This window comes from Stenotrophomonas lactitubi (genome assembly GCF_002803515.1).
GTDB classification, from domain to species: Bacteria; Pseudomonadota; Gammaproteobacteria; order Xanthomonadales; family Xanthomonadaceae; genus Stenotrophomonas; species Stenotrophomonas lactitubi.
Map to the genome: position 1 here is coordinate 421,080 of NZ_PHQX01000002.1, position 20,939 is coordinate 442,018.

The following is a 20,939-nucleotide window of genomic DNA, read 5'->3' on the forward strand; positions in this document are numbered from 1 at the left end:
AGGTTGCTGGCCTTCGGGTAAGCTAACGCCCTCGTTTGCACAGGAATTCCAGGTGGCTGATTCTCCCAACGCTTCCCCGACGCGGATCCGCGCGCTGGAAGGCCAGAAACTGCTCTTGTGTGTCGGCGGCGGGATCGCGGCCTACAAGGCCCTGGAACTGGTTCGACGCCTGCGTGATGCCGGTGCGCTGGTACAGGTGGCGATGACGGCCGGCGCCCAGCAGTTCGTCACACCACTCAGCTTCCAGGCCCTTTCCGGCCAGCCGACCCGCACCACGTTGTGGGACAGCGCGGCCGAACAGGCCATGGGCCACATTGAACTGGCACGCTGGGCCGATCGCATCGTGATCGCGCCGGGCACCGCCGACCTGCTGGCACGCCTGGCCCAGGGCCACGCCGACGACCTGGTCAGCACCCTGTGCCTGGCCAGCACCGCGCCGCTGACCGTGTGCCCGGCGATGAACCATCGGATGTGGCTGCATCCGGCCACCCAGGCCAATATCGCCCTGCTGCGCCAGCGTGGCGCGCAGGTGATCGGTCCGGTCGATGGGCCGCTGGCCGAAGGCGAATCCGGCCCCGGCCGTCTGGCCGAGCCGGGCGACATCGTCGCCGCCCTGGCCGCCAACGGCACTGCTGCCGCAGCCGCTGCGGCGCCGGAAACGCATGCGCTGCAGGGTCTGCGCCTGCTGATCAGCGCCGGCCCGACCTATGAAGACATCGATCCGGTGCGTTACGTGGGCAACCGCAGCAGCGGCAAGATGGGGTACGCGCTGGCCGCCGCTGCCGCCGGGCTCGGTGCCCAGGTGGTGCTGGTCAGTGGCCCGGTGCAGCTGCCGACGCCGCCCGGCGTGCAGCGCATCGATGTGCGCTCTGCGGCGCAGATGCGCGAGGCGGTACTGAATGCGCTGCCGGCCGACATCTACATCGGCGCTGCTGCCGTTTCCGATTACACCCCGCGCCAGGTGGCCGCGCAGAAGCTGAAGAAGACTGCCGACAGCCAGTCGCTGGTGATCGAGCTGATGCGCACCCCGGACATCCTGGCCGAGGTTGCCGCGCAGACGCAGTCGTTGAAGCTGGTGGTCGGCTTTGCCGCCGAGACCCACGATGTGGAGAAATATGCGCGCGGCAAGCTGGTCGACAAGCGCCTGGACCTGGTGATCGCCAACCAGGTGGGTATCAGCGGCGGTGGTTTCGAAAGCGACAACAATGCCGCCACGGCCTTCTGGCAGGATGGCGAACAGGTATTCCCGGCTACTTCCAAGCGTGAGCTGGCCGAACAACTGCTGGCGCTGATCGCGCGGAGACTCCAGGCATGACCCAGGCAAGCAACACCCACGGATTCACCCCACAACCGTTGCAGGTCAAGCTGCTCGACCCGCGCTTCGGTGACAGCTGGCCGCTGCCGGCCTATGCCACCGAAGCCAGCGCCGGCATGGATCTGCGCGCGGCGCTGGAAACCGCGCTGACCCTGCAGCCGGGCGATACCGCACTGGTCCCCAGCGGGCTGGCCATCCATATCGCCGACCCGCATCTGTGTGCGGTGATCCTGCCGCGTTCGGGCCTGGGCCACCGCCATGGCATCGTGCTCGGCAACGGCACCGGCCTGATCGACGCCGACTACCAGGGGCCGCTGCTGATCAGTGTCTGGAACCGTGGCCGCGAGGCCTTCACCATCGAGCCGGGCGATCGCATCGCGCAGCTGGTGGTCGTGCCGATTGCCCGCGTCAGCCTGCAGGTGGTGGATACTTTCACCGACAGCGTGCGGGGAACGGGTGGATTCGGCCATACCGGGGTGCGTTGACAGGGGACATCGATGAGCGGCATCGGGGAAGCACAGCGGGGAAAGTCGTTGGGACGGAGCGCGCCATTGCTGGGTGTGCTGCTGGTACTGCTGGCCGCGTGGTTCGGCTGGAGCGCGGTACAGCAGTGGCGGCAGGCAGCCAGCGGGGACGCGCTGGAACAGGCGCGCGACCAGGCCGTGCAAGGGCTGCAGCAGGCCGCCTCCGGCCAGTTGCAGCAGCTGCAGCAGCAGTTGAAGGGCGACCGCGTCCAGCAGGCGCTGCAGGCGGGTGATGCCGCCGGCGCCGCGCTGGCGCTGCGGGAAAGCTGGACCGGCGTCGAGCAGGTGGAGGTGCTGGGCGCTGACCTGGCCGCGGGCTACGCAGATGCGGCCACCTTTGGATATGCACGCCTGGCCCTGCTGGAATCGGCGCTGGCCGATGGCAAGGCAACCCTGCGCGTGGTCCGCGATGGCGGCGGCAACCGCCTGGGTCTGGCCGCGCCGGTACAGCTGGCCGGTGTGGGACCGGCGGTGGTGTATGTGCGCCAGCCGCTGCTGCGGTTGACCGCGCCGCTGGACCAGGTGCGCGCCCCCGGCAACGGCTTCCTGGCGCTGCGCCAGGGAACGCACAACATCGTGGTGCAGGGCGATACCGGCCTGTCCGAGAGCGCCGAGGCAATGGCGCGCCCGGTGGCCGGAACCACGCTGCGACTGGCCGCCGGGGTACCCAATGTGGAACCCGGCCCACTGGGACTGGGAGCCCTGGCCAGCGCGATTGTCGCCCTGCTGCTGGCCTTCATCGCGGTACTGCTGGTGGTAGGCCGTGGCCGACTGCCGAAGTCACTGCCGCTGCCCAGCCGGCGCAGCGCGGTGGCCGACGCCGATCACGGCCCGACCCTGCGTGAAAGCCTGCAGATGGTGCCGCCGACGGTACCCGGCCAGGCGGTGGCCGAGGCTGCGCCGCCTCCGCCGCCACCGGTTCCCGCCGAGGAACTGGCTGCGGGCATCTTCCGCGCCTACGACATCCGCGGCGTGGTCGGCAGCGAACTGACGGCGCGCACCGCCGCGCTGATCGGCCAGGCCATCGGCACCGTCGCCCTCGAGCAGGGCCTGCGCGAGGTGGTGATCGGCCGCGATGGCCGCCTGTCCGGTCCGGAACTGTCGGCGGGGCTGGCCGAAGGCCTGCGGCGTGCCGGCTGTGCGGTGATCGATATCGGCCTGGCTCCGACCCCGGTCGTGTATTTCGCCGCCTTCCACCTGCGCACCGGTACCTGTGTTGCGGTCACCGGCAGCCACAACCCGCCGGACTACAACGGTTTCAAGATCGTCATCGGTGGTGAAACCCTGTCCGGCGATGCGATCACCGACCTTTACCAGCGCATTGTCGAAGGCCGCCTGGTGCAGGCGGCGGAACCGGGTGACTACCAGCAGCGCGAGGTCAGCGCCGACTACATCCAGCGTATTGCCGATGACGTGCAGCTGGACCGCCCGCTGAAGGTGGTTACCGATGCGGGCAACGGCGTGGCCGGTGCCTTCGCGCCGCAGCTGCTGGAAGCGATCGGCGCCGAAGTCATTCCGTTGTACTGCGATGTCGACGGCACCTTCCCCAACCACCACCCCGATCCCAGCGAACCGGCCAACCTGGAAGACCTGGTGCAGACGGTCAAGCGCTTCGGCGCCGACCTCGGCGTGGCGTTCGATGGTGATGGCGATCGCCTTGGCGTGGTCACCGGTGAAGGCAAGATCATCTACGCCGACCGTCTGCTGATGCTGTTCGCCGCCGACGTGCTGATGCGCAATCCGGGCGCGATGGTGATCTACGACGTGAAGTGCACCGGCAAGTTGTCCGATCACGTGCTGCGCAATGGTGGCAGCCCGTTGATGTGGAAGACCGGGCACTCGCTGATGAAGGCGAAGATGCGCGAGACCGACGCCGAACTGGCGGGCGAGATGAGCGGCCACTTCTTCTTCAAGGAGCGCTGGTTCGGCTTCGACGATGGCCTGTACGCCGCTGCACGCCTGCTGGAGATCCTGGCCCAGCGCGAAGAAACGCCGGACGAAGTGCTGGCCGAACTGCCGGAAATGGTGGCGACGCCGGAGCTGAAGGTGCCAGTGGCCGAGGGAACCCCGCATGCGTTGGTGGCGATGCTGGTGGCTGCTGCGCAGTCGCCGGACAACCCGTATGTCGGCGGTCGCCTGTCGACCATCGACGGCCTGCGGGTGGACTTCGCCGACGGCTGGGGCTTGGTGCGCGCGTCCAATACCACGCCGGTGCTGGTGCTGCGCTTCGAAGGCAACGACGAAGCGGCACTGGAACGCATCCAGGCATTGTTCCGCAGCCAGCTGCAGCCGGTGCTGGGCGACACCCCGCTGGGCTTCTGAGGTGCTGCCCGGCACACCCTGCTCGGCTGCTCTTGGTAGGTGTCGACCTTGGTCGACACGGTAGATCCACGCCATGCGTGGATGCTCTTCAATGGATGTCCATCCACGCATGGCGTGGATCTACTTGTCTGGTGGGTGCCGACCGTTGGTCGGCACACCTCACCCCTTGAACCGCAACCCCACACCGGGCTCGGTGAACAGGTAGCGTGAATCCAGCGCCGAGTCGCCCAGCTTGTGCCGCAGCTTGCCGACCAGGATGCGCAGGTAGTGGGTGTCGTGCTGGTGGGTGGGTCCCCAGATTTCCTGCAGGATCTGCGGCTGGGTCACCACCCGCCCGGCATTGCGCAGCAGCAGCGACAACAGCGCGTACTCCTTGCGGGTCAATGCCACCAGTTCGCCATCAATCGCCACTTCGCGGCGCACCAGGTCCACGTGCAGGTGGCCATCGTCGAACACCGGCGGCGTGCCATCGGTCGGTACGCTGCGTGTGCGCAGCAGCGCCCGCACCCGTGCCATCAGCTCCTGGGTCCCGAAGGGTTTGGTCACGTAGTCGTTGGCGCCGTTGTCCAGTGCACGCACCTTCTCGGTTTCACCGGCACGCACGGTCAGCATGATCACCGGCACCTGGCTCCACTGCCGCAGCTGTTCCAGCACCTCGTGGCCTTCCATGTCCGGCAGGCCGATGTCCAGGATCACCAGGTCCATGTCCTCGCTGGCGGCCATCTGCAGGCCTTCCTGGCCGGTCGCAGCCTGGCGCACCTGATAGCCCTGCGCGCGCAGGCTGATGTCCAGGAACCGGCGGATCTGGGTTTCATCGTCGATCACCAGCACGCGCGGGGCCGGTGCGCTGGCATCAGTCGGGGTCGGACTCATCGTGGGAGGCTGGCTTGAGCAGGGGCAGGGTGATGCGGATCAGGGTACCGCGACCGTCGCGCCCGGGCAGCGCCTGCACGCTGCCGCCATGCGCGCCGATCATGCCCTGGCAGATGGTCAGGCCGAGGCCGGTGCCGTGGCGGCCGCGGTCGCCGCGCTCGACGCTGTAGAACATGTCGAAGATGCGCGCGCGCTCGTCGTCGGGAATGCCGGGGCCGGCATCGATCACGTCGATACGCAGCTGACCGTCCAGTTCGCGCGCCAGTACCTGCACGGCGGCATCGGCCGGCGAGAACTTGGCAGCGTTCTCCATCACATTGAACACCGCCTGCTCGACCAGTGCCGGATGCACCCAGATCGGTGCCAGCGTCGCCGGAATATCCAGCTCCAGCCGCACCGTCGGCTGGTAGCGCTGCAGGCGCCGGGCGGCCGAACCAATCAGCTCATCCACGCCTATCCAGTCGCGGTTGATCTTCAGGCCCTCGTGGCCCAACCGGGTCATGTCCAGCAGGTTCTGGATGTAGCGGTCCAGGCGCTCGCCTTCGACCAGGATGGTGTCCAGCAAGGCGCGGCGGTCGGCCAGATCCATCGCCGCGCCGTAGCTGGCCAGGCTGTCGGCCGAGCCGATCATCGCCGCCAGCGGCGAACGCAGGTCGTGCGACACCGAGGAGAGCAGGGCAGAGCGCAGCCGCTCGGTCTCGTTGCTGACGTGCGCCTGTTCCAGCTCCGCCACCAGGCGCGTGCGCAACGCCGCCTGGGCGATGTCATCGACCATCGCTTCGGCCAGTTGGCGCTGTTCGGGCAGCAGCCGCGCCTGCGCACCTGGCAGGTACAGGCCGGCCACACCGATCGCACGGTCCTCGCCGTCCAACAGCGGCAGGAACCACCATTGCGCGCCAGCGAGGGTATCGGTGAAGCGGCCACTGGGCTGGCCATGGCGCAGGGCCCAGTCGGCTGCCGCCAGGTCGGTATCACCGGGCAGGTGACGGCCACCGGCGGCGATATCGGCGCCGATCCGCAGCCAGGCGGGCACGTCCATGGCCTGTTCCAGCGCATGCCGGCCGGCCTGTGCCACTTCACCGTTGCCGGCCGCGCTGGCCAGCTGCCGGCCCAGCTGCTGGCGCGCGCGCGCATGGCGGTTGGCCGCGCGCAGGGCGATCACCTGCATGCGCAGGCGCGACGCCAGGCGTCCGGCAACCAATGCCGCCGCCAGGAACAGGAACACGGTGATTACGCCCTGCCGTGCGCCGATGGCGAAGGTGAAGCGTGGCGCGATGAACAGGAAGTTGTAGGCGAGGAAACACAGGATCGCCGCCATCACCGCGACGCTGGCGCGGGTACGCGCGGCTACCAGCACAACGGCCACGATGAACACCATCGACAGATCGGCCATGCCCACCCAGCGTTCCACCAGCCAAGCGACCGCGCAGGCCAGGCCGGTGGCGATCAGCGCCTGCAATGGTTCGTGGCTGATCCCACGCATTGGTGGCAGCAGGCCTTCACGACGGGAACGCGCCCGCGCCTGCGGCGTGCTGATGATGGTGATCTCGTAGTGCGCGCCGCGCTGGATCAGCTGCTGGGTCAGGGTGCGGTTGAACATCCGCGCCAGTGGTCGCTCGCGGGTGCGGCCCAGGACCAGCGTGGACACGCCGTTGTGCGCGGCGTGGTCGAGCAATGCGTCGGCGATGCTGGAGCCGTGCAGCAGCTCGGCGTCGCCGCCGAGGCGGCGGGCCAGCGCGAACGCAGCATCGATCTCGCGCCGGGTCGCCTCGTCCTGGCGGCGTCCCTGCACTGTCACTACCGTCCACGGTGCATCGCGGCGTTCGGCGATGCGTCGCGCCACCCGCACCAGGTATTCACTCTGGCCGCCGCCATCGATCGCCACCAGCACGCCGCGTCGCAGGGGCAGATTGCTCTCGCCGCGGGCGGCGCGCGCTTCGCGCAGGCTGCTGTCAACGCGGTCGGCCGCTTCCTGCATCGCCAGTTCGCGCAATGCGGTCAGGTTGGCCGGCGAGAAGAACGCCTGCAGTGCCTGCGCGGCCTGCTCGGGCACGTACACCTTGCCCTGCTGCAGGCGCGCGATCAGTTCGCGCGGCGGCAGATCGACCAGCACGATGTCGTGCAGGCGGTCGAGCACGCCGTCGGGCACGGTCTCGCTGACGCGCACGCCGGTGATGCGCATCACCACATCGTTGAGGCTTTCCAGATGCTGGATGTTGACCGTGGTCCAGACGTCGATGCCGGCGTCCAGCAGTTCCATCACGTCCTGCCAGCGACGTTCATGGCGGCTGCCCGGCGCATTGCGATGGGCCAGCTCGTCCACCAGCACCAGCGCCGGCCTGCGTGCCAGCACGGCGTCCAGGTCCATCTCCTGCAGGTCGTGGCCATGGTAGGCCACGTCCTTCAGCGGCAGCCGTGGCAGGCCTTCCAGCAGGGCCTGGGTATCGGCGCGGCCGTGGGTCTCCACCAGGCCCACCACCAGGTCCACGCCACGGCGCAGCTGTTCCTGCGCACGGGTCAGCATGGCGTAGGTCTTGCCGACGCCCGGCGCAGCGCCCAGGAACACAGTGAGCTTGCCACCGGCTTCGCGTTGCAGGCCTTCCACCAGGGCGTTGGCCTGGCGGGTCCGCAGATCAGTCATGGGGGCCGCTGTCATGGCCGCCATTGTGCGCGCAGCGGGTGCAGGCCTGCATCACGGTGCGCGTGCTGCGTGGTCAAGGGCGAAGTTCAGCGTCACCACGTTCACCCGTGGCTGGCCGAACACACCCCATTGCCGCCCTTGCGTGTTGGCCTTCACCAGCGCCTGCACGCGCTCGACCGGCAGGCCACGCGCACGGGCCACGCGTGCCACCTGCAGCTGTGCTGCCGCCGGCGACAACTGCGGATCCAGGCCGCCGCCGGACTGGGTGACCAGATCGGCAGGAACCTGCGCAGGCGCTACGCCTTCGCGCGCGGCCACTGCCGCAGTGCTCGCCGCCACGCGTTCGGCCAGCGCCGGGTTGCTGCGTGCCAGGTTGGAACCGGCCGCTGCCATCGGGTCGTAGTTGGCCGCTGACGGTCGTGCCTGGAAGTAGCCATCGCCAGTGAACGGCTGCGACAGCCATGCCGAAGCACGCACCTGGCCGCTGCCATCACGCAGCAGGCTGCCTTCGGCCTGCGCCGGGAAGGACAGGCCGGCGAAACCGGTGGCGATGCCGGCGTAGACCGCACCGGCCAGCAGCAGGGTGGCCACGCCCAGGCCGATGGCCGGGCGCCAGCTGGCGCCATCCTGCAACGTGGCCACGCGCGCCTCGCTTTTCAGCTCGCGGGAAAGGGAAGGGGAGTCAGAACGGTTCATGCGCCGAATACCAGGACAAGAAGAAGGTCGATCAACTTGATTGCCGCGAACGGCAGCAGCACGCCACCCAGGCCGTACACCAGCATGTTCCGGCGCAGCAGCGCCGTTGCGGTGGCCGGGCGGAAGCGCACACCGCGCAACGCCAGCGGAATCAGGGCGGGAATCACCAGCGCATTGAAGATCAGCGCCGCCAGCACCGCATTGCGCGGGCTCGACAGCTGCATCACGTTCAACGCGGCCATCGCAGGCACGGTGGCGGCAAACAACGCCGGCAGGATCGCGAAGTACTTGGATACATCGTTGGCCAGCGAGAACGTGGTCAGCGCGCCGCGGGTGATCAGCTGCTGCTTGCCCACCTCCACCACCGCCAGCAGCTTGGCCGGATCCGAATCCAGGTCGACCATGTTGCCGGCTTCCTTGGCCGCCTGCGTGCCCGAGTTCATCGCCAGGCCGATGTCGGCCTGGGCCAGCGCCGGCGCATCGTTGGTACCGTCGCCGACCATCGCCACCAGGCGGCCACCGGCCTGCTCGGCACGGATGCGTGCCAGCTTGTCCTCCGGCCGCGCCTCGGCGATGTAGTCGTCCACACCGGCTTCGGCAGCGATCGCGGCGGCCGTCAGCGGGTTGTCGCCGGTGATCATCACCGTGCGGATACCCATCGCCCGCAGCTGTGCGAACTTCTCGCGCATGCCGTGCTTGACCACGTCCGACAGCTCGATCACGCCCAGCACATGGCGACCCTCGGCCACCACCAGCGGCGTGGCACCATTGCGTGCGACCTGGTCCACGCGCCCGGCCAGTTCCGCCGGCACGGTGCCGCCGAGCGCCAGCACATGGGCGCGGATCGCATCGGCAGCGCCCTTGCGGATCTGCCGGCCGTGCATCAGGTCGACACCGGACATGCGGGTCTGCGCACTGAAAGCCAGGTAGTCGGCCTGGTCCGGCTCGGCGGTGGTGCAGCCCTGTTCGCGGGCCAGGCGCACGATCGATTTGCCTTCCGGGGTCGGGTCGGCCAGCGAAGACAGCAGTGCCGCCTCACGAAGCTGGTCGGCGTCGATCCCGGCCAGTGCATGGAAGTGGCTCGCCTGGCGGTCGCCGTAGGTGATGGTGCCGGTCTTGTCGAGCAGCAGCACGTCGACGTCACCGGCCACTTCCACCGCCTTGCCGGACTTGGCCAGCACGTTGGCGGCCAGCGCACGGTTCATGCCGGCGATGCCGATGGCCGGCAGCAGGCCACCGATGGTGGTCGGGATCAGGCACACCAGCAGCGCGATCAGCAGCAGCGGATCGACCTTGACGCCCACCGAGGCACCGATCGCCGGCAGCGTCGCCACCACCACCAGGAAGGTCAGCGTCATCGCCGCCAGCAGCAGGGTCAGCGCGATTTCATTCGGCGTCTTCTGTCGGTTGGCACCTTCCACCAGCGCGATCATCCGGTCCAGGAAGCTGTGCCCCGGCTCGGCGGTGATGCGCACGACGATCTGGTCGGACAGCACCTTGGTGCCGCCGATCACGCCGGAGCGATCAGTACCCGCCTCGCGCAGCACCGGTGCCGACTCGCCGGTCACCGCCGCTTCGTTGATGGTGGCCAGGCCCTGCACGATCTCGCCGTCGGCCGGCACCAGCTCGCCGGCACTGACGATCACGTGGTCGCCGGGGCGCAGCTCGGCGGCGGGCACCTGGGTTTCACTTGCACCGGCCTGCGCCGACGCCAGACGGCGCGCCACCAGGTCCTGGCGGGCGCGGCGCAGCGAGGCGGCCTGGCCACGGCCGCGTGCTTCGGCCACGGCCTCGGCGAAATTGCCGAACAGCACGGTGACCAGCAGGATCGCCGTCACCGCCAGGCCGAAGCCCAGTGGCGCGTTGCCGGTCAGGGTGATGATCGCGGCGACGACCGTGCCGGCCATCACCACCGCCATCACCGGGCTGCGCACCAGGTGCATCGGCGACAGCTTGCGTACGGCCTCGATGAGCGCGCGGCGCAGGCCGGCGGCATCGAGCAGGGCCGGGCGGGACGCCACGGAGGAGGAATGGTTTGCGGTTGCGTGACTACTCATGGGGTGTCCTCAGTGCAGTCCCAGGCTCAGGTGGTCGGCGATAGGGCCGAGTACCAGCGCCGGCATGAACTGCAGCACGGTCAGGATGACGATCACCGAGACCAGAGTCAGGGCGAAGGTCGGGGTTTCGATCTGCAGGCTGCCAGCCGATTCAGGGGCCTGCCGCTTGGCGGCCAGCTGCGCGGCCACCACCAGCGGGATGATCAGCAGCGGGAAGCGGCCCAGCAGCAACACCAGCGAGCAGCTCAGGTTCCACCACGGCGTGGCGTCGCCCAGGCCCTCGAAGCCCGAGCCGTTGTTGGCGTAGGCCGAGACATACTCGTAGAACACCTGGCTGATGCCGTGGAAACCGGGATTGGAGGTACCGGCCAGACCGGGCACGGCCAGCGTGATCGCGGTGAACAGCAGCAGGGTGATCGGCTGCAGCAGCACCAGCAGGGCCAGCAGGCGCACCTGTGGCGTTTCCAGCTTGCGACCGAACAGCTCCGGCGTACGGCCGGTCATCAGCCCTGCCAGGAACACACCCAGCAGCAGGTACACGATGAATTGCTGCAGGCCGCAGCCGATGCCGCCCCAGATCGCGCTGACCAGCATGTTGACCATCGCCAGGCCGCCAGAGAGCGGGCTCAGCGAATCGTGCATGCCGTTGACCGAACCGTTGGAGACCTGGGTGGTCACCGCCGCCCATAGCGCGGTGCCATCGGCGCCGAAGCGCACTTCCTTGCCTTCCATCAGCAGCGGCGTGGCCGCGCTGGCGCTATGGCCCTCGCTCCACACCATCGCGCCGGTGGACAGCAGCGACATGCCGAGCATGCAGCTGAACACCAGCGCGCCGAAACGACGGCGCCCGGTGAACGCGCCGATCATGAAGATCACCGCCATCGGCACCAGCAGGATGCCGATCACCTCCAGCATGTTCGACACCGGGGTCGGGTTCTCCAGCGGGAAGCTGCTGTTCGGGCCATACCAGCCGCCACCATTGGCACCCAGTTGTTTGGCCGCGACCATCGCCGCAACCGGACCCAGCGGCAGCTTCTGCTGCGCCATGCCGGCACTGGCGTCGATCGGCGTGGCCTGCGGGCCACCGGCCATCGTGGAGGGCACGCCCTGGCTGGTCAGCAGCAGCGTCCATACCAGGCACAGCGGCAACAGGAAGCGCACGCACAAGCGCACGACGTCCGCGTAGTAATTGCCCACCGCCACCTGGCGGTCATCGCCCGCGACGGGCGCGGTGACCGATTTCGGCGCACGCGAGAACAACGCACGCAGCGTCGCCACGGCCAGCGCCAGGCCCATCATCGGCGTCACCACCTGCAGGCCGGTGATGCCGGTCATCTGCGAGAAGTAGGACAGCTGCGCCTGGCCGGAGTAGTGCTGCTGGTTGGTGTTGGTCAGGAACGAGATCATCGTGTGCAGCGCCGTGTCCCAGCGCATGTTCGGGATCTGGTCCGGATTCAACGGCAACCACGCCTGGGTCATGAACACGGCCTGGGTCAGCACCGCGATCACCACGTTGCTGAGCACGAACGCCAGCACGTAGCCCCGCCAGGACATCGAACGTGAGGGATCGACGCCGAGCACCTTGTACAGCGGCTTTTCGATCCAGTGGAACAGCACGTCGACCTTCATCGGCGTGCCGCGCATCACCCGGGCAAGATAGAGGCCCAGGGGCCAGGCCAACAGCAGGCTGGCGGCAAGAATGGCAAGAATTTCAGTCATGGCAGGCTCCGCTCAGAACGACTCGGGCCGCAGCACGACATAAAGAAGATAGGCGGCGGCAACCAGCACCAGCACGCCACACAGCAACGACAGCCAGGGGGACATGGAATTGAGACCTGGTGGAACCCCTCCACCTCAGGCCGTCATCGTCGTCCCCACCCCCATAAACGCACTACGCGCCGGACCGGGCCGACGCGTAAAGAGTGCATAAATTCCGTGGGCCAACCCGTAACCAGCCCCCCTGCTGAGCCGAGCCTACGCTCGGCTGCTCTTTCCCGAGGTCAAGCGGAGCCGAGCGTGGGCTCGGCTCTACCGGCAGTCACGGGGCTTGGCTCGCCGGCGCCAATCCCTTCAGTTGCCGATAGCGCTGCAGGCTGCTTTCGATCTCGACCTTCAATGCCTGCTGCTGCTGTTCGAAGCTGGCCAGCAGCCGCTGCTGCGACTTCAGCTGCGCATGGCGCTGGGCGATCGCCTGGGCCTGCTTGTCGGCCACCTTGCCGCCGGCCAGTTCGCGGTCACCGGCGGCAGCAAGCAGGGCCACCAGCGAATCGCGCAGGCTGGCCACGTTGTACTGGGCGGTCTTGAGGTTGTTGTCGAGCACCTCCTGGCGCTCGGCGAACACGCGCCGCAGCGCGTTCTCATCACCGTAGGTGGTCAGCATCGCCTGTTCGGTGCGCTGGCGGGTCTGCTCGGCCATCTGGTCCAGCTGGGCCTGCGCCGCCGCCGTGCTGGCGGCAGCGCGTTCCTCATCGCTCAACGCGCGCTGCACCTGCGCATTGCGCAGGCCGCTGTTGGCGCTGAACTCATCGCGGGCGTGGTTGACCGCATCGGCTGGCAGCGCATCGCTGCAGATCCGCTCCTTGCCCTCGTTCCAGCAGTACAGCTTCTTGTCTGCAGCCTTGCCGCCGGACTGTGCCAGCAGCGTCTGCGGCATCACCAGCAGCAGGCTGGCGGCGACGATGGCAGGAACTCGGAACATGCGACCTTCCCCCTGGTGGTCAGCGCGTGGAACGGACGCCGTACTGGGCGCGATAGGCCTCCAGCGGCTGCCGGTAGCCTACAAGTTCCGGATTTCCGGACGCGAAATCAAGCAGGTCGGCCAGCGTCGCTACGGCGATCACCGGGATGCCGGCTTCTTCGGCCACGGCCTGTGCGGCGGAGCGATGGTCGCTGTCCGAGGCGATCTCCTGGCGGTCCAGGGCCACCACGATGCCGGCCGGAATGCCGCCCGCAGCGCGGATGATCGCCAGCGCCTCGCGGATGGCAGTGCCGGCGGTGATCACGTCGTCGACGATCAGCACGCGCTTGCCGGTCATGTCGGCGCCGATCAGCTGGCCGCCTTCACCATGGTCCTTCACTTCCTTGCGGTTGAACGACAGCGGCAGATCGCGGCCGCGCTGGGCCAGCTCGCATGCCATCGCGGTGGCCAGCGGAATGCCCTTGTAGGCCGGGCCGAACACCACGTCGTACTTGATCCCGGTGGCGTCGATGGCGTCGGAATAGCACGCGCCCAGCTGCGACAGCAGGGAACCGGAGTCGAAACGGCCGGCGTTGAAGAAATAGGGGCTCAGCCGGCCGGACTTGAGGGTGAACTGGCCGAAGCGCAGGGCATCGGCGGTCAGGGCCAGCTGCAGGAAACGGTGACGGTGGTCGCTCATCAAAACTCGATTCATCTTCATTTGGAGCGCAAATCCTAATCCAGCTGGGCTTTTCGCGCTCGTCCGGCTCCTTCACGCGGGTATCCGGGGCGGCCCCCGCGGGCTGCTCAGCCCGGCAGGCAACCGGTATGCTTGCCCGGTTTCCCGCCGTAGGTTCTTCCGCATGCGCATCATCAGTTTCAATGCCAATGGCATCCGTTCGGCCGCCACCAAGGGCTTCCTCGACTGGTTCCGTGGCCAGGACGCCGACGTCCTCTGCATCCAGGAGACCAAGGCCCAGGAAGACCAGCTGACCGACCCGATGTTCCGCCCGGATGGCCACCATTGCTTCTACCGCGATGCCATCACCAAGAAGGGCTACAGCGGCGTGGCGATCTACAGCAAGCGCGAACCGGACCAGGTCATCACCTCGCTGGGCTGGGCACCGTTCGACGACGAAGGCCGCTACATCGAGGCACGCTTCGGCAACCTCAGCGTGGTCTCCTTCTATATTCCGTCCGGCAGCTCGGGTGACCTGCGGCAGGGCTTCAAGTTCGAAGTGATGGAGTGGCTGCGGCCGATCCTTGAGGAGTGGGCGCGCAGCGGCCGCGACTACGTGCTGTGTGGCGACTGGAACATCGTCCGCTCGGCGCTGGACATCAAGAACTGGAAGTCCAACCAGAAGAACTCCGGCTGCCTGCCCGAGGAGCGCGACTGGCTCAACGCCCTGTGCGCCGACCACGGCCAGGCCACCGACGTAGCCACCGGTCGCGGCTGGGCCGATGCCTACCGCCTGCTCAATCCGACCGGCGAGGACTACACCTGGTGGAGCAACCGTGGTGCCGCCCGCGCCAACAACGTGGGTTGGCGCATCGACTACCAGTTCATCACCCCGGGCCTGCGTGACCGCCTGCGCAGCTGCTCGATCTACCGCGACCAGCGCTTCTCCGACCACGCACCGTTCATCGTGGACTACGACCTGTGACTGAGGCTGCCAAGCCGGCCGGCTACAAGGGCTGGGCCGGCATCAAGCGTGCGTTCGGCACGCCCTCGGCGCTCACCATGGCCCTGCTGGGCTTCGGCAGCGGCCTGCCGTTCCTGCTGATCGCCTCGCAGACCCTGTCCACCCGCTTGCGCGATGTCGGCCTCGATCTGGGCAGCATCGGCCTGATCAGCCTGGCCAGCTTCTTCTACCTGCTCAAATTCGTCTGGGCTCCCCTGCTGGATCGCTACGCGTTTCCGTTGCTGGGTTTCCTGGGTCGCCGCCGCTCGTGGCTGCTGGTCTCGCAGATCCTGGTGCTGGTGGGCCTGGTTGCACTGGCGTTCGTTCGGCCAGAGCAGGGTGTGTGGCCGCTGGTGGCCTGGGTACTGGTGGCGTCCTTTGCAGGCGCCACCCAGGATTCGGTGGTCGACGCCTACCGCATCGAGATCGCCCCGCAGACCGCGCAGGCCGCGTTGGCCGCCACGTATACGCTGGGCTATCGCATCGGCCTGATCCTGGCCGGTGCCGGCGCCTTGTACCTGGCACAGTTCGAAGGCTGGATCATTGCCTATCTGGCCATGGCTGCACTGATGATCCTGCCGATCATCACCACCCTGTTCTGCCGCGAGCCCGAGCGTCCGGCCAACGCCGTCCAGCGCCGCATCGACATTGCCGAAGCGTTCGTGCAGCCGATCACCAGCTTCTTCAGCCGCAACGGCATGGGGCTGGCACTGGCGCTGCTGGCGTTCGTCGGGTTCTTCAAGTTTCCCGACCAGGTCATCGGCGTGATGGCCGGACCCTTCTATCTCGACTCGGGCTTCGACAAGGCCGACATCGCTACGGTCTCCAAGCTGTTCGGCGTGTGGATGGGTATTGGTGGGGCGTTCATTGGCGGTATCGCCGTTGCCGCCTTCGGTTTCCGCCGGATGCTGCTTGTCGCGGCGCTGGGCGTAGCCCTGTCCAACCTGGCCTTCCTGCTGATGGCGCACAATCCGGGGCAGTTGTGGGCGTTCTACGCTGCGCTCAGTGCCGACAACCTGTTCCAGGGCTTCGCCGGCACGGTACTGGTGGCGTTCATGTCTTCGCTGACCGATCGCAACTTCACCGCGACCCAGTACGCCCTGCTGGTATCACTGGCCAATCTGCCGGGCAAGTTCGTCGGCGGCGTCTCCGGCTACATCGTGGAGGCCACCTCGTACAGCACCTTCTTCATGCTCAGCGCTGTCACGGTGGTGCCGACCATGCTGCTGCTGGCTTGGCTGTGGCCACGCATCCTTGATCGTGGGCCGTCACCCGCCGCCTGATTGCCTGTCCGCGCTTACTGCGGGATGATCGCCCCGACGCGCCGAGGGGGCGGTGCCTTGCGAACGGGGAAGTGAGCATGGCCGACGTAGTGCTGCGGGACCTGGACCCGCTGCTGCTGGAACGCATCAAACGGGTCTCGGTTGCCCGAGGCTGGACCCATGAACAGACCTGCGCGGTCCTGCTGGAGCAGGGCCTGTTCAGCAGTGAACTGGAGGTCCGCTCCGGCTTCGGTGATCCCGAAGTCGACGCCCTGTCCGATGCGATCGCCGCACTGCAGGCCCTCCCTGCCGGCCAAGGCTTCGATTAGCTGCCGCAGGGCCGGCTAACAGTAGATCCACGCCATGCGTGGATGGCGCCAACCTCTACGCCAAATGGATCGCCCCGAGAATCCGCGGCCCCTTCGCCCCGGTCACGCTCGGCAGGTTGCCCGCCAGCCCGTCCATCGTCCGCTGCGCCAGCCACGCAAACCCCATCGCCTCCACATACTCCGGGTCCAGCCCGTGCAGTGCCGTGGATTCGACCACCACGCCCGGCAGTCGCGCCGCCAGCCGCCGCATCAACTGCGCGTTGCGCACACCGCCGCCGCATACCAGTACCCGGCGGGTGTCCGGCTGCTGGGCCAGCAGCGCATCCACCACCGTCGCCGCGGTCAGCTCCAGCAGCGTCGCCTGTACATCGGCGGCGGCAAACTGGCCTTCCTCCATGTGCGCTTCGGCCCACGGCAGGTGGAACTGCTCGCGCCCGGTGCTCTTGGGCGGTGGCAGCGCAAACCACGGGTCGGCGCGCCAGCCGGCCAGCAGGCTGTCATCCACCGCACCACTGGCCGCGTAGGCACCGTCAGCGTCGAAGCTGCGCCCGGTATGGCGTTGGCACCAGGCATCCATCAGCGCGTTGGCCGGGCCGGTATCGAAGCCACGCACGACGCCTTCGCGCGGAATCAGGGTCAGGTTGGCGATCCCGCCCAGGTTCAGCACCGCGCGGTCTTCATCGGCCGCACCCAGCATGCCCAGGTGGAAGGCCGGCATCAGCGGAGCACCATGACCGCCGGCGGCAACGTCGCGGCGGCGGAAATCGCACACCGTGGTGATGCCGGTCAGTTCGGCGATGCGGTTGCCGTCACCCAGCTGCAGGGTGAACGCCGGATCGGCCAGCGGTCGATGGCGCACCGTCTGCCCGTGCGAGCCGATGGCCCGCACCTGCGAACGGTCGACACCGGCTTCGTCCAGCAGCTGGTTGGCGGCGGCGGCGAAGCTGATCGCAATCCGCGCGTCCAGCTCGCCCAGCTCCTCCAGCGACTGCAGCGGACCGCCTTCACCGAGGGCTACCAGCCGCGCCCGCAGTACCGGCTCCCAGCGGGCGGTCAGCCCATGCACGAAGCGGCAACCTCCGTCGGCTGGGAACTGCACCAGCGCGGCATCGATGCCGTCAGCACTGGTGCCCGACATCAGGCCCAAGTAAAGGGGAAGGGACGGATCGGCAGTGGTGTTCATGGCGGGCATAAAAAAAGGACACGGCAAGCTTGTGCTGCCGTGTCCTCCTTCGTCAACGCAGGGCTCAGCCGCGCTTGCGGCCTGCCGGCGCCTTGTCCTTGGTGCTGGCCACCTCGGTGGTCGCGCTTTCGGCGGCCGGTGCGGGGCTGGCGTCGGCGTAGATCAGCTTCTCCATGCCCTGGATGCGGGCCATTGCCGGCGCGGTCTGTGCCCGGAACGCCACCAGCTCGGCGCCCTTCAGCGGCTCCGGCGGCGGCATGGTCACCGTCAGCGGGTTGCGGTGCTCGCCATTGACCCGGAATTCGTAGTGCAGGTGCGGGCCGGTCGCCAGGCCGGTCGAGCCGACGTAGCCGATCACCGTGCCCTGGGCCACGCGCTGGCCGTTCTTGATCCCGGCAAAGCGCGACATGTGGCCGTACAGGGTGGTGTGGCCGCGGCCATGGTCGAGGATCACCACGTTGCCGTAACCGCGCTGCACGCCGACAAACTGCACCCGCGCGTCGCCGGCGGCCATGATCGGGGTACCGGTGCGCGCGGCATAGTCCACGCCCTTGTGCATGCGCATCTTGCCCAGCACCGGGTGCTTGCGCGCGCCGAAGGTCGAGCTCAGCCGCGCAAACGGGATCGGCATGCGGATGAAGCTCTTCTTCAGCGAACGGCCACTGATGTCGTAGTACTCGGACTTGCCGTTGCGGTCGAAGCGGAAGCCGGAATAGGTCTTGCCGCCAGTAGTGAAGGTCGCGGCCAGGATCTTGCTGGTATCGACCTTCTCGCCCTCGCGCCAGGTCTCGTCCATCACCACGCTGAAGCGGTCGCCCGGCTGCAGGTCCTTGGAGAAGTCGATGTCGTACTTGAAGATGTCGTCGGTCATCGTCGCGATTGCCGATGGCGACAGTCCTGCGCGACGTGCAGCCGCATACAGCGAACTGGTGATCTCGCCACTGGTGACCACCGTCCGCGTGGACGTCTCGCGCTTGGTCACCGTTTCCTTGATGTCATCGCCGCTCAGGCTCAGCTCGACCCGGTTGTCGGCATCGCGGTCGAAGCGGATGCTGCGCAGGTCACCGGACAGCGGCATGTCGAAGGCGATCTCGGCGCCCGGGCGCAGCTTGGTCAGCGATTCGCGCGCACCTGGATGGTCCAGCACCCGGTGCAGGGTGGTCGCGGAGATACCGGCCTTGTCGAACAGGTCGCTCAGGGTCTGCCCGCGCTGTACCCGCAGCACCTGCCAGCTGTCACCGGGGATCTGCTGCTGGCGGGCCATTGCCAGCGGGGGCAACGGCAGGGCCAGGCTGGTGTGGCTGTCGGCGTAGGGGGCATCGATGGTGTGCGAGAAGCCCGGCACGATCGTGGCCACCAGTGCGCCGATGGTCACAAACAGGCTGGCGTGCATCCAATGACGGCGCGTCCAGCGCTCATTGAACGCAGCGGGGAGGTGTTGCCTCAGCTTCCGGTGCAGGGCGTTGTCGTGCAGGACATGGAGTCGTTCCTGGAAGCGCTGCTTGCGTGCGCGGCCTTGATCGGAATTGAGCATCAGATGTCGGTCTCTGGCTGACCCGGGAACGCGGGCCCAAACGCCGGTAACATAGACACCTAACAAATTCGCGTCAAACCCTTGTGCCTATTGGCTTTTGTGAAGCCGATCGGGTTAACTTCGCTTTAACACCCCACATAAGAAACGGCGTTGCCGGGAGTAGTCACGTGTCCTCGATTGAAGAAGCCCTTGCCCTGATCGGCCGCGGTGCCGACGAGATCCTCAAGCTCGAGGATCTGCGCGCGCGCCTGCAGGAAGGCCGCCCGCTGCGCATCAAGGCCGGCTTCGACCCCACCGCGCCTGACCTGCACCTGGGCCACACGGTGCTGCTGAACAAGATGCGTCAGTTCCAGGACCTCGGCCACCAGGTCATTTTCCTGATCGGCGACTTCACCGGCATGATCGGCGACCCCTCCGGCAAGAGCCTGACCCGCAAGCCGCTCAGCCGCGACGACGTGCTGGCCAACGCCCGTACCTATGAAGAGCAGGTGTTCAAGGTGCTGGACCGCAGCCGCACCGAGGTCCGCTTCAATTCGGAGTGGTTCGGCAAGATGAGCGCGGCCGACATGATCCGCCTGGCCGGCCAGCACACCGTGGCGCGCATGCTCGAGCGCGACGACTTCGCCAAGCGCTACGCCGCCCAGCAGTCCATCGCCATCCACGAATTCCTGTACCCGCTGGTGCAGGGCTACGACTCGGTGGCCCTGGAAGCGGACGTCGAGCTGGGGGGTACCGACCAGAAGTTCAACCTGCTGATGGGCCGTGGCCTGCAGGAGCACCACGGCCAGAAGCCGCAGGTGGTGCTGACCATGCCGTTGCTGGAAGGCCTGGATGGCGTCAACAAGATGTCCAAGTCGCTGGGCAACTACATCGGCATCAGCGAACCGGCCATCGACATCGTCACCAAGACCATGAAGGTGGATGACGCCCTGATGTGGCGTTGGATCGAGCTGCTGTCCTTCAATATCAGCCAGGCCGAAGCGGCCTCCCTGCGCGAGCAGATCGCCGCTGGCCTGAACCCGCGCGTGGTGAAGCTGCGCTTGGCGCGTGAACTGGCCACCCGCTTCCATGACGCCGCAGCGGCCGAACAGGCGATTGCCGGCTGGGAAGCGGCTGTTACGGGGCAGGGCGATATCACCCAGCTGCCGCTGCAGGACGTGGCGATCCCGGCCGAGGGGCTGCGTATTGCCGCACTGCTGACCGCTGCCGGCCTGACTCCGAGCAACTCCGAGGCCAATCGCAAGCTCAAGGAGCGTGCGGTGAAGGTGGACGGCGAAGTGGTGGAAGACGGCCAGCAGGTGCTGCAGCCTGGCTTTGAGGGCCTGCTGCAGGTCGGCAAGCGCACCTTCGCCCGCGTGCGCCTGGTCGCTGCCTGACCGGGCGCAGGGGCCGGCGCAGCCGGCCCCTGCTTCTGCTCTTGTACAGCCGAGCCCACGCTCGGCTGCTTCTGCTCTCCGCGGAACAGTCCCTGCCAGGACCTTCTGGATGAACAGATGCAATATCCGATGAAAAAAGTTGCCACACCCCCTTCACAAAGGCCGCGAATAGGGACATACTTTCCCTCCCCCGTCGCAGGGGTCGCCAACAAGGGGCTTCAGCGACACAAGGGACGCCATCACCGCCGAACGAGATGATCGAACGAAAGGTGTTGACGGACTCGAAAAGTCCGGCATAATAGGCGGCTCGCTACGAAGGAAACTTCGCAGCACACGGGAACGGCGCTGAGGCCACTTCCCAGGATCTTTGAAAGTATGCGCAGGTATCTTGTGAAGGCGCCTGCAGGAAGGATGATTGTCCATCTTGCAGACGTTTGATCAAGCAACTATTAATTGTTTTAAAGCAAG

At 67.4% G+C, this 20,939-nt stretch carries 17 protein-coding genes; 7 read left to right on the top strand and 10 right to left on the bottom strand.

Features of this window, described 5'->3' with window-relative positions:
• The first annotated feature begins 52 nt into the window (after positions 1-52).
• The 3 genes from coaBC to CR156_RS21460 are packed head-to-tail and all read left to right on the top strand — an operon-like array spanning position 53 to position 4,161.
• Positions 53-1,315, top strand: a complete 1,263-nt coding sequence (gene coaBC, locus CR156_RS21450; RefSeq protein ID WP_100554495.1) for a bifunctional phosphopantothenoylcysteine decarboxylase/phosphopantothenate--cysteine ligase CoaBC — start codon at positions 53-55, stop codon at positions 1,313-1,315.
• Positions 1,312-1,800, top strand: coding sequence for a dUTP diphosphatase (gene dut, locus CR156_RS21455; RefSeq protein WP_089241345.1), 489 nt, complete (start codon positions 1,312-1,314; stop codon positions 1,798-1,800). Before coaBC ends, dut begins: the two co-directional genes overlap by 4 nt.
• A gap of 12 nt (positions 1,801-1,812) precedes the next feature.
• On the top strand, positions 1,813-4,161 hold the full coding sequence (locus CR156_RS21460; RefSeq protein WP_100554496.1) for a phosphomannomutase/phosphoglucomutase: 2,349 nt from the start codon (positions 1,813-1,815) through the stop codon (positions 4,159-4,161).
• A 159-nt stretch (positions 4,162-4,320) separates the two neighbouring features.
• Here CR156_RS21460 and CR156_RS21465 read toward each other — a convergent pair whose 3' ends face one another.
• The 8 genes from CR156_RS21465 to pyrE form a co-directional block, all read right to left on the bottom strand.
• On the bottom strand, positions 4,321-5,034 hold the full coding sequence (locus tag CR156_RS21465) for a response regulator transcription factor (RefSeq protein ID WP_025879418.1): 714 nt from the start codon (positions 5,032-5,034) through the stop codon (positions 4,321-4,323).
• The gene (locus tag CR156_RS21470; protein WP_100554497.1) at positions 5,015-7,675 is read right to left on the bottom strand and encodes a sensor histidine kinase; all 2,661 of its coding nucleotides are present in this window, start codon (positions 7,673-7,675) and stop codon (positions 5,015-5,017) included. The genes CR156_RS21465 and CR156_RS21470 overlap by 20 nt, the downstream gene beginning before the upstream one ends.
• Before the next feature lie 51 nt (positions 7,676-7,726).
• On the bottom strand, positions 7,727-8,371 hold the full coding sequence (gene kdpC, locus CR156_RS21475) for a potassium-transporting ATPase subunit KdpC (protein WP_100461950.1): 645 nt from the start codon (positions 8,369-8,371) through the stop codon (positions 7,727-7,729).
• Positions 8,368-10,428: a potassium-transporting ATPase subunit KdpB gene (gene kdpB / locus CR156_RS21480; RefSeq protein WP_100554498.1), complete on the bottom strand. Its 2,061-nt coding sequence runs from the start codon at positions 10,426-10,428 to the stop codon at positions 8,368-8,370. The genes kdpC and kdpB overlap by 4 nt, the downstream gene beginning before the upstream one ends.
• 9 nt (positions 10,429-10,437) lie before the next feature.
• The gene (gene kdpA / locus CR156_RS21485; protein ID WP_089241333.1) at positions 10,438-12,147 is read right to left on the bottom strand and encodes a potassium-transporting ATPase subunit KdpA; all 1,710 of its coding nucleotides are present in this window, start codon (positions 12,145-12,147) and stop codon (positions 10,438-10,440) included.
• A 12-nt stretch (positions 12,148-12,159) separates the two neighbouring features.
• Positions 12,160-12,252 (bottom strand): potassium-transporting ATPase subunit F, encoded by a 93-nt coding sequence (locus CR156_RS21490; protein WP_005407770.1) that lies wholly within the window; start codon positions 12,250-12,252, stop codon positions 12,160-12,162.
• Positions 12,253-12,466: 214 nt separating this feature from the next.
• Positions 12,467-13,126 carry a hypothetical protein gene (locus CR156_RS21495; RefSeq protein ID WP_100554499.1) on the bottom strand — a complete coding sequence of 220 codons (660 nt, stop codon included), beginning with the start codon at positions 13,124-13,126 and terminating at the stop codon, positions 12,467-12,469.
• A 19-nt stretch (positions 13,127-13,145) separates the two neighbouring features.
• Positions 13,146-13,805, bottom strand: coding sequence for an orotate phosphoribosyltransferase (gene pyrE, locus CR156_RS21500; RefSeq protein ID WP_025879424.1), 660 nt, complete (start codon positions 13,803-13,805; stop codon positions 13,146-13,148).
• Positions 13,806-13,968: 163 nt separating this feature from the next.
• Here pyrE and CR156_RS21505 point away from each other — a divergent pair, with 163 nt between their 5' ends.
• From CR156_RS21505 to CR156_RS21515, 3 genes are all read left to right on the top strand, one after another.
• Positions 13,969-14,769, top strand: a complete 801-nt coding sequence (locus CR156_RS21505; RefSeq protein WP_089241327.1) for an exodeoxyribonuclease III — start codon at positions 13,969-13,971, stop codon at positions 14,767-14,769.
• Positions 14,766-16,070 (top strand): AmpG family muropeptide MFS transporter, encoded by a 1,305-nt coding sequence (locus CR156_RS21510; RefSeq protein WP_100554500.1) that lies wholly within the window; start codon positions 14,766-14,768, stop codon positions 16,068-16,070. The genes CR156_RS21505 and CR156_RS21510 overlap by 4 nt, the downstream gene beginning before the upstream one ends.
• Positions 16,071-16,147: 77 nt before the next feature.
• On the top strand, positions 16,148-16,378 hold the full coding sequence (locus CR156_RS21515; protein ID WP_025879428.1) for a hypothetical protein: 231 nt from the start codon (positions 16,148-16,150) through the stop codon (positions 16,376-16,378).
• Positions 16,379-16,433: 55 nt separating this feature from the next.
• Here the strand turns inward: CR156_RS21515 and CR156_RS21520 are convergent, their stop codons facing one another.
• Both CR156_RS21520 and CR156_RS21525 read right to left on the bottom strand, forming a co-directional pair.
• On the bottom strand, positions 16,434-17,561 hold the full coding sequence (locus tag CR156_RS21520) for an anhydro-N-acetylmuramic acid kinase (protein ID WP_100554527.1): 1,128 nt from the start codon (positions 17,559-17,561) through the stop codon (positions 16,434-16,436).
• Between the two features lie 64 nt (positions 17,562-17,625).
• Positions 17,626-19,095, bottom strand: coding sequence for a M23 family metallopeptidase (locus tag CR156_RS21525; RefSeq protein WP_100554501.1), 1,470 nt, complete (start codon positions 19,093-19,095; stop codon positions 17,626-17,628).
• Positions 19,096-19,262: 167 nt separating this feature from the next.
• Between CR156_RS21525 and tyrS the strand changes: the two genes are divergently transcribed.
• Positions 19,263-20,471: a tyrosine--tRNA ligase gene (gene tyrS / locus CR156_RS21530; RefSeq protein ID WP_100554502.1), complete on the top strand. Its 1,209-nt coding sequence runs from the start codon at positions 19,263-19,265 to the stop codon at positions 20,469-20,471.
• Positions 20,472-20,939: the final 468 nt, after the last annotated feature.

Excerpts from the sequence above, each read along its gene's own strand:
- kdpC (WP_100461950.1), bottom strand. The coding sequence starts at position 8,371 with ATGAACCGTTCTGACTCCCCTTCCCTTTCCCGCGAGCTGAAAAGCGAG.
- CR156_RS21470 (WP_100554497.1), bottom strand. The coding sequence starts at position 7,675 with ATGACTGATCTGCGGACCCGCCAGGCCAACGCCCTGGTGGAAGGCCTG.
- CR156_RS21525 (WP_100554501.1), bottom strand. The coding sequence starts at position 19,095 with ATGCTCAATTCCGATCAAGGCCGCGCACGCAAGCAGCGCTTCCAGGAA.
- CR156_RS21520 (WP_100554527.1), bottom strand. The coding sequence starts at position 17,561 with ATGAACACCACTGCCGATCCGTCCCTTCCCCTTTACTTGGGCCTGATG.
- CR156_RS21490 (WP_005407770.1), bottom strand. The coding sequence starts at position 12,252 with ATGTCCCCCTGGCTGTCGTTGCTGTGTGGCGTGCTGGTGCTGGTTGCC.
- CR156_RS21495 (WP_100554499.1), bottom strand. The coding sequence starts at position 13,126 with ATGTTCCGAGTTCCTGCCATCGTCGCCGCCAGCCTGCTGCTGGTGATG.
- kdpB (WP_100554498.1), bottom strand. The coding sequence starts at position 10,428 with ATGAGTAGTCACGCAACCGCAAACCATTCCTCCTCCGTGGCGTCCCGC.
- CR156_RS21505 (WP_089241327.1), top strand. The coding sequence starts at position 13,969 with ATGCGCATCATCAGTTTCAATGCCAATGGCATCCGTTCGGCCGCCACC.
- CR156_RS21515 (WP_025879428.1), top strand. The coding sequence starts at position 16,148 with ATGGCCGACGTAGTGCTGCGGGACCTGGACCCGCTGCTGCTGGAACGC.
- CR156_RS21460 (WP_100554496.1), top strand. The coding sequence starts at position 1,813 with ATGAGCGGCATCGGGGAAGCACAGCGGGGAAAGTCGTTGGGACGGAGC.
- pyrE (WP_025879424.1), bottom strand. The coding sequence starts at position 13,805 with ATGAGCGACCACCGTCACCGTTTCCTGCAGCTGGCCCTGACCGCCGAT.
- kdpA (WP_089241333.1), bottom strand. The coding sequence starts at position 12,147 with ATGACTGAAATTCTTGCCATTCTTGCCGCCAGCCTGCTGTTGGCCTGG.
- CR156_RS21465 (WP_025879418.1), bottom strand. The coding sequence starts at position 5,034 with ATGAGTCCGACCCCGACTGATGCCAGCGCACCGGCCCCGCGCGTGCTG.
- dut (WP_089241345.1), top strand. The coding sequence starts at position 1,312 with ATGACCCAGGCAAGCAACACCCACGGATTCACCCCACAACCGTTGCAG.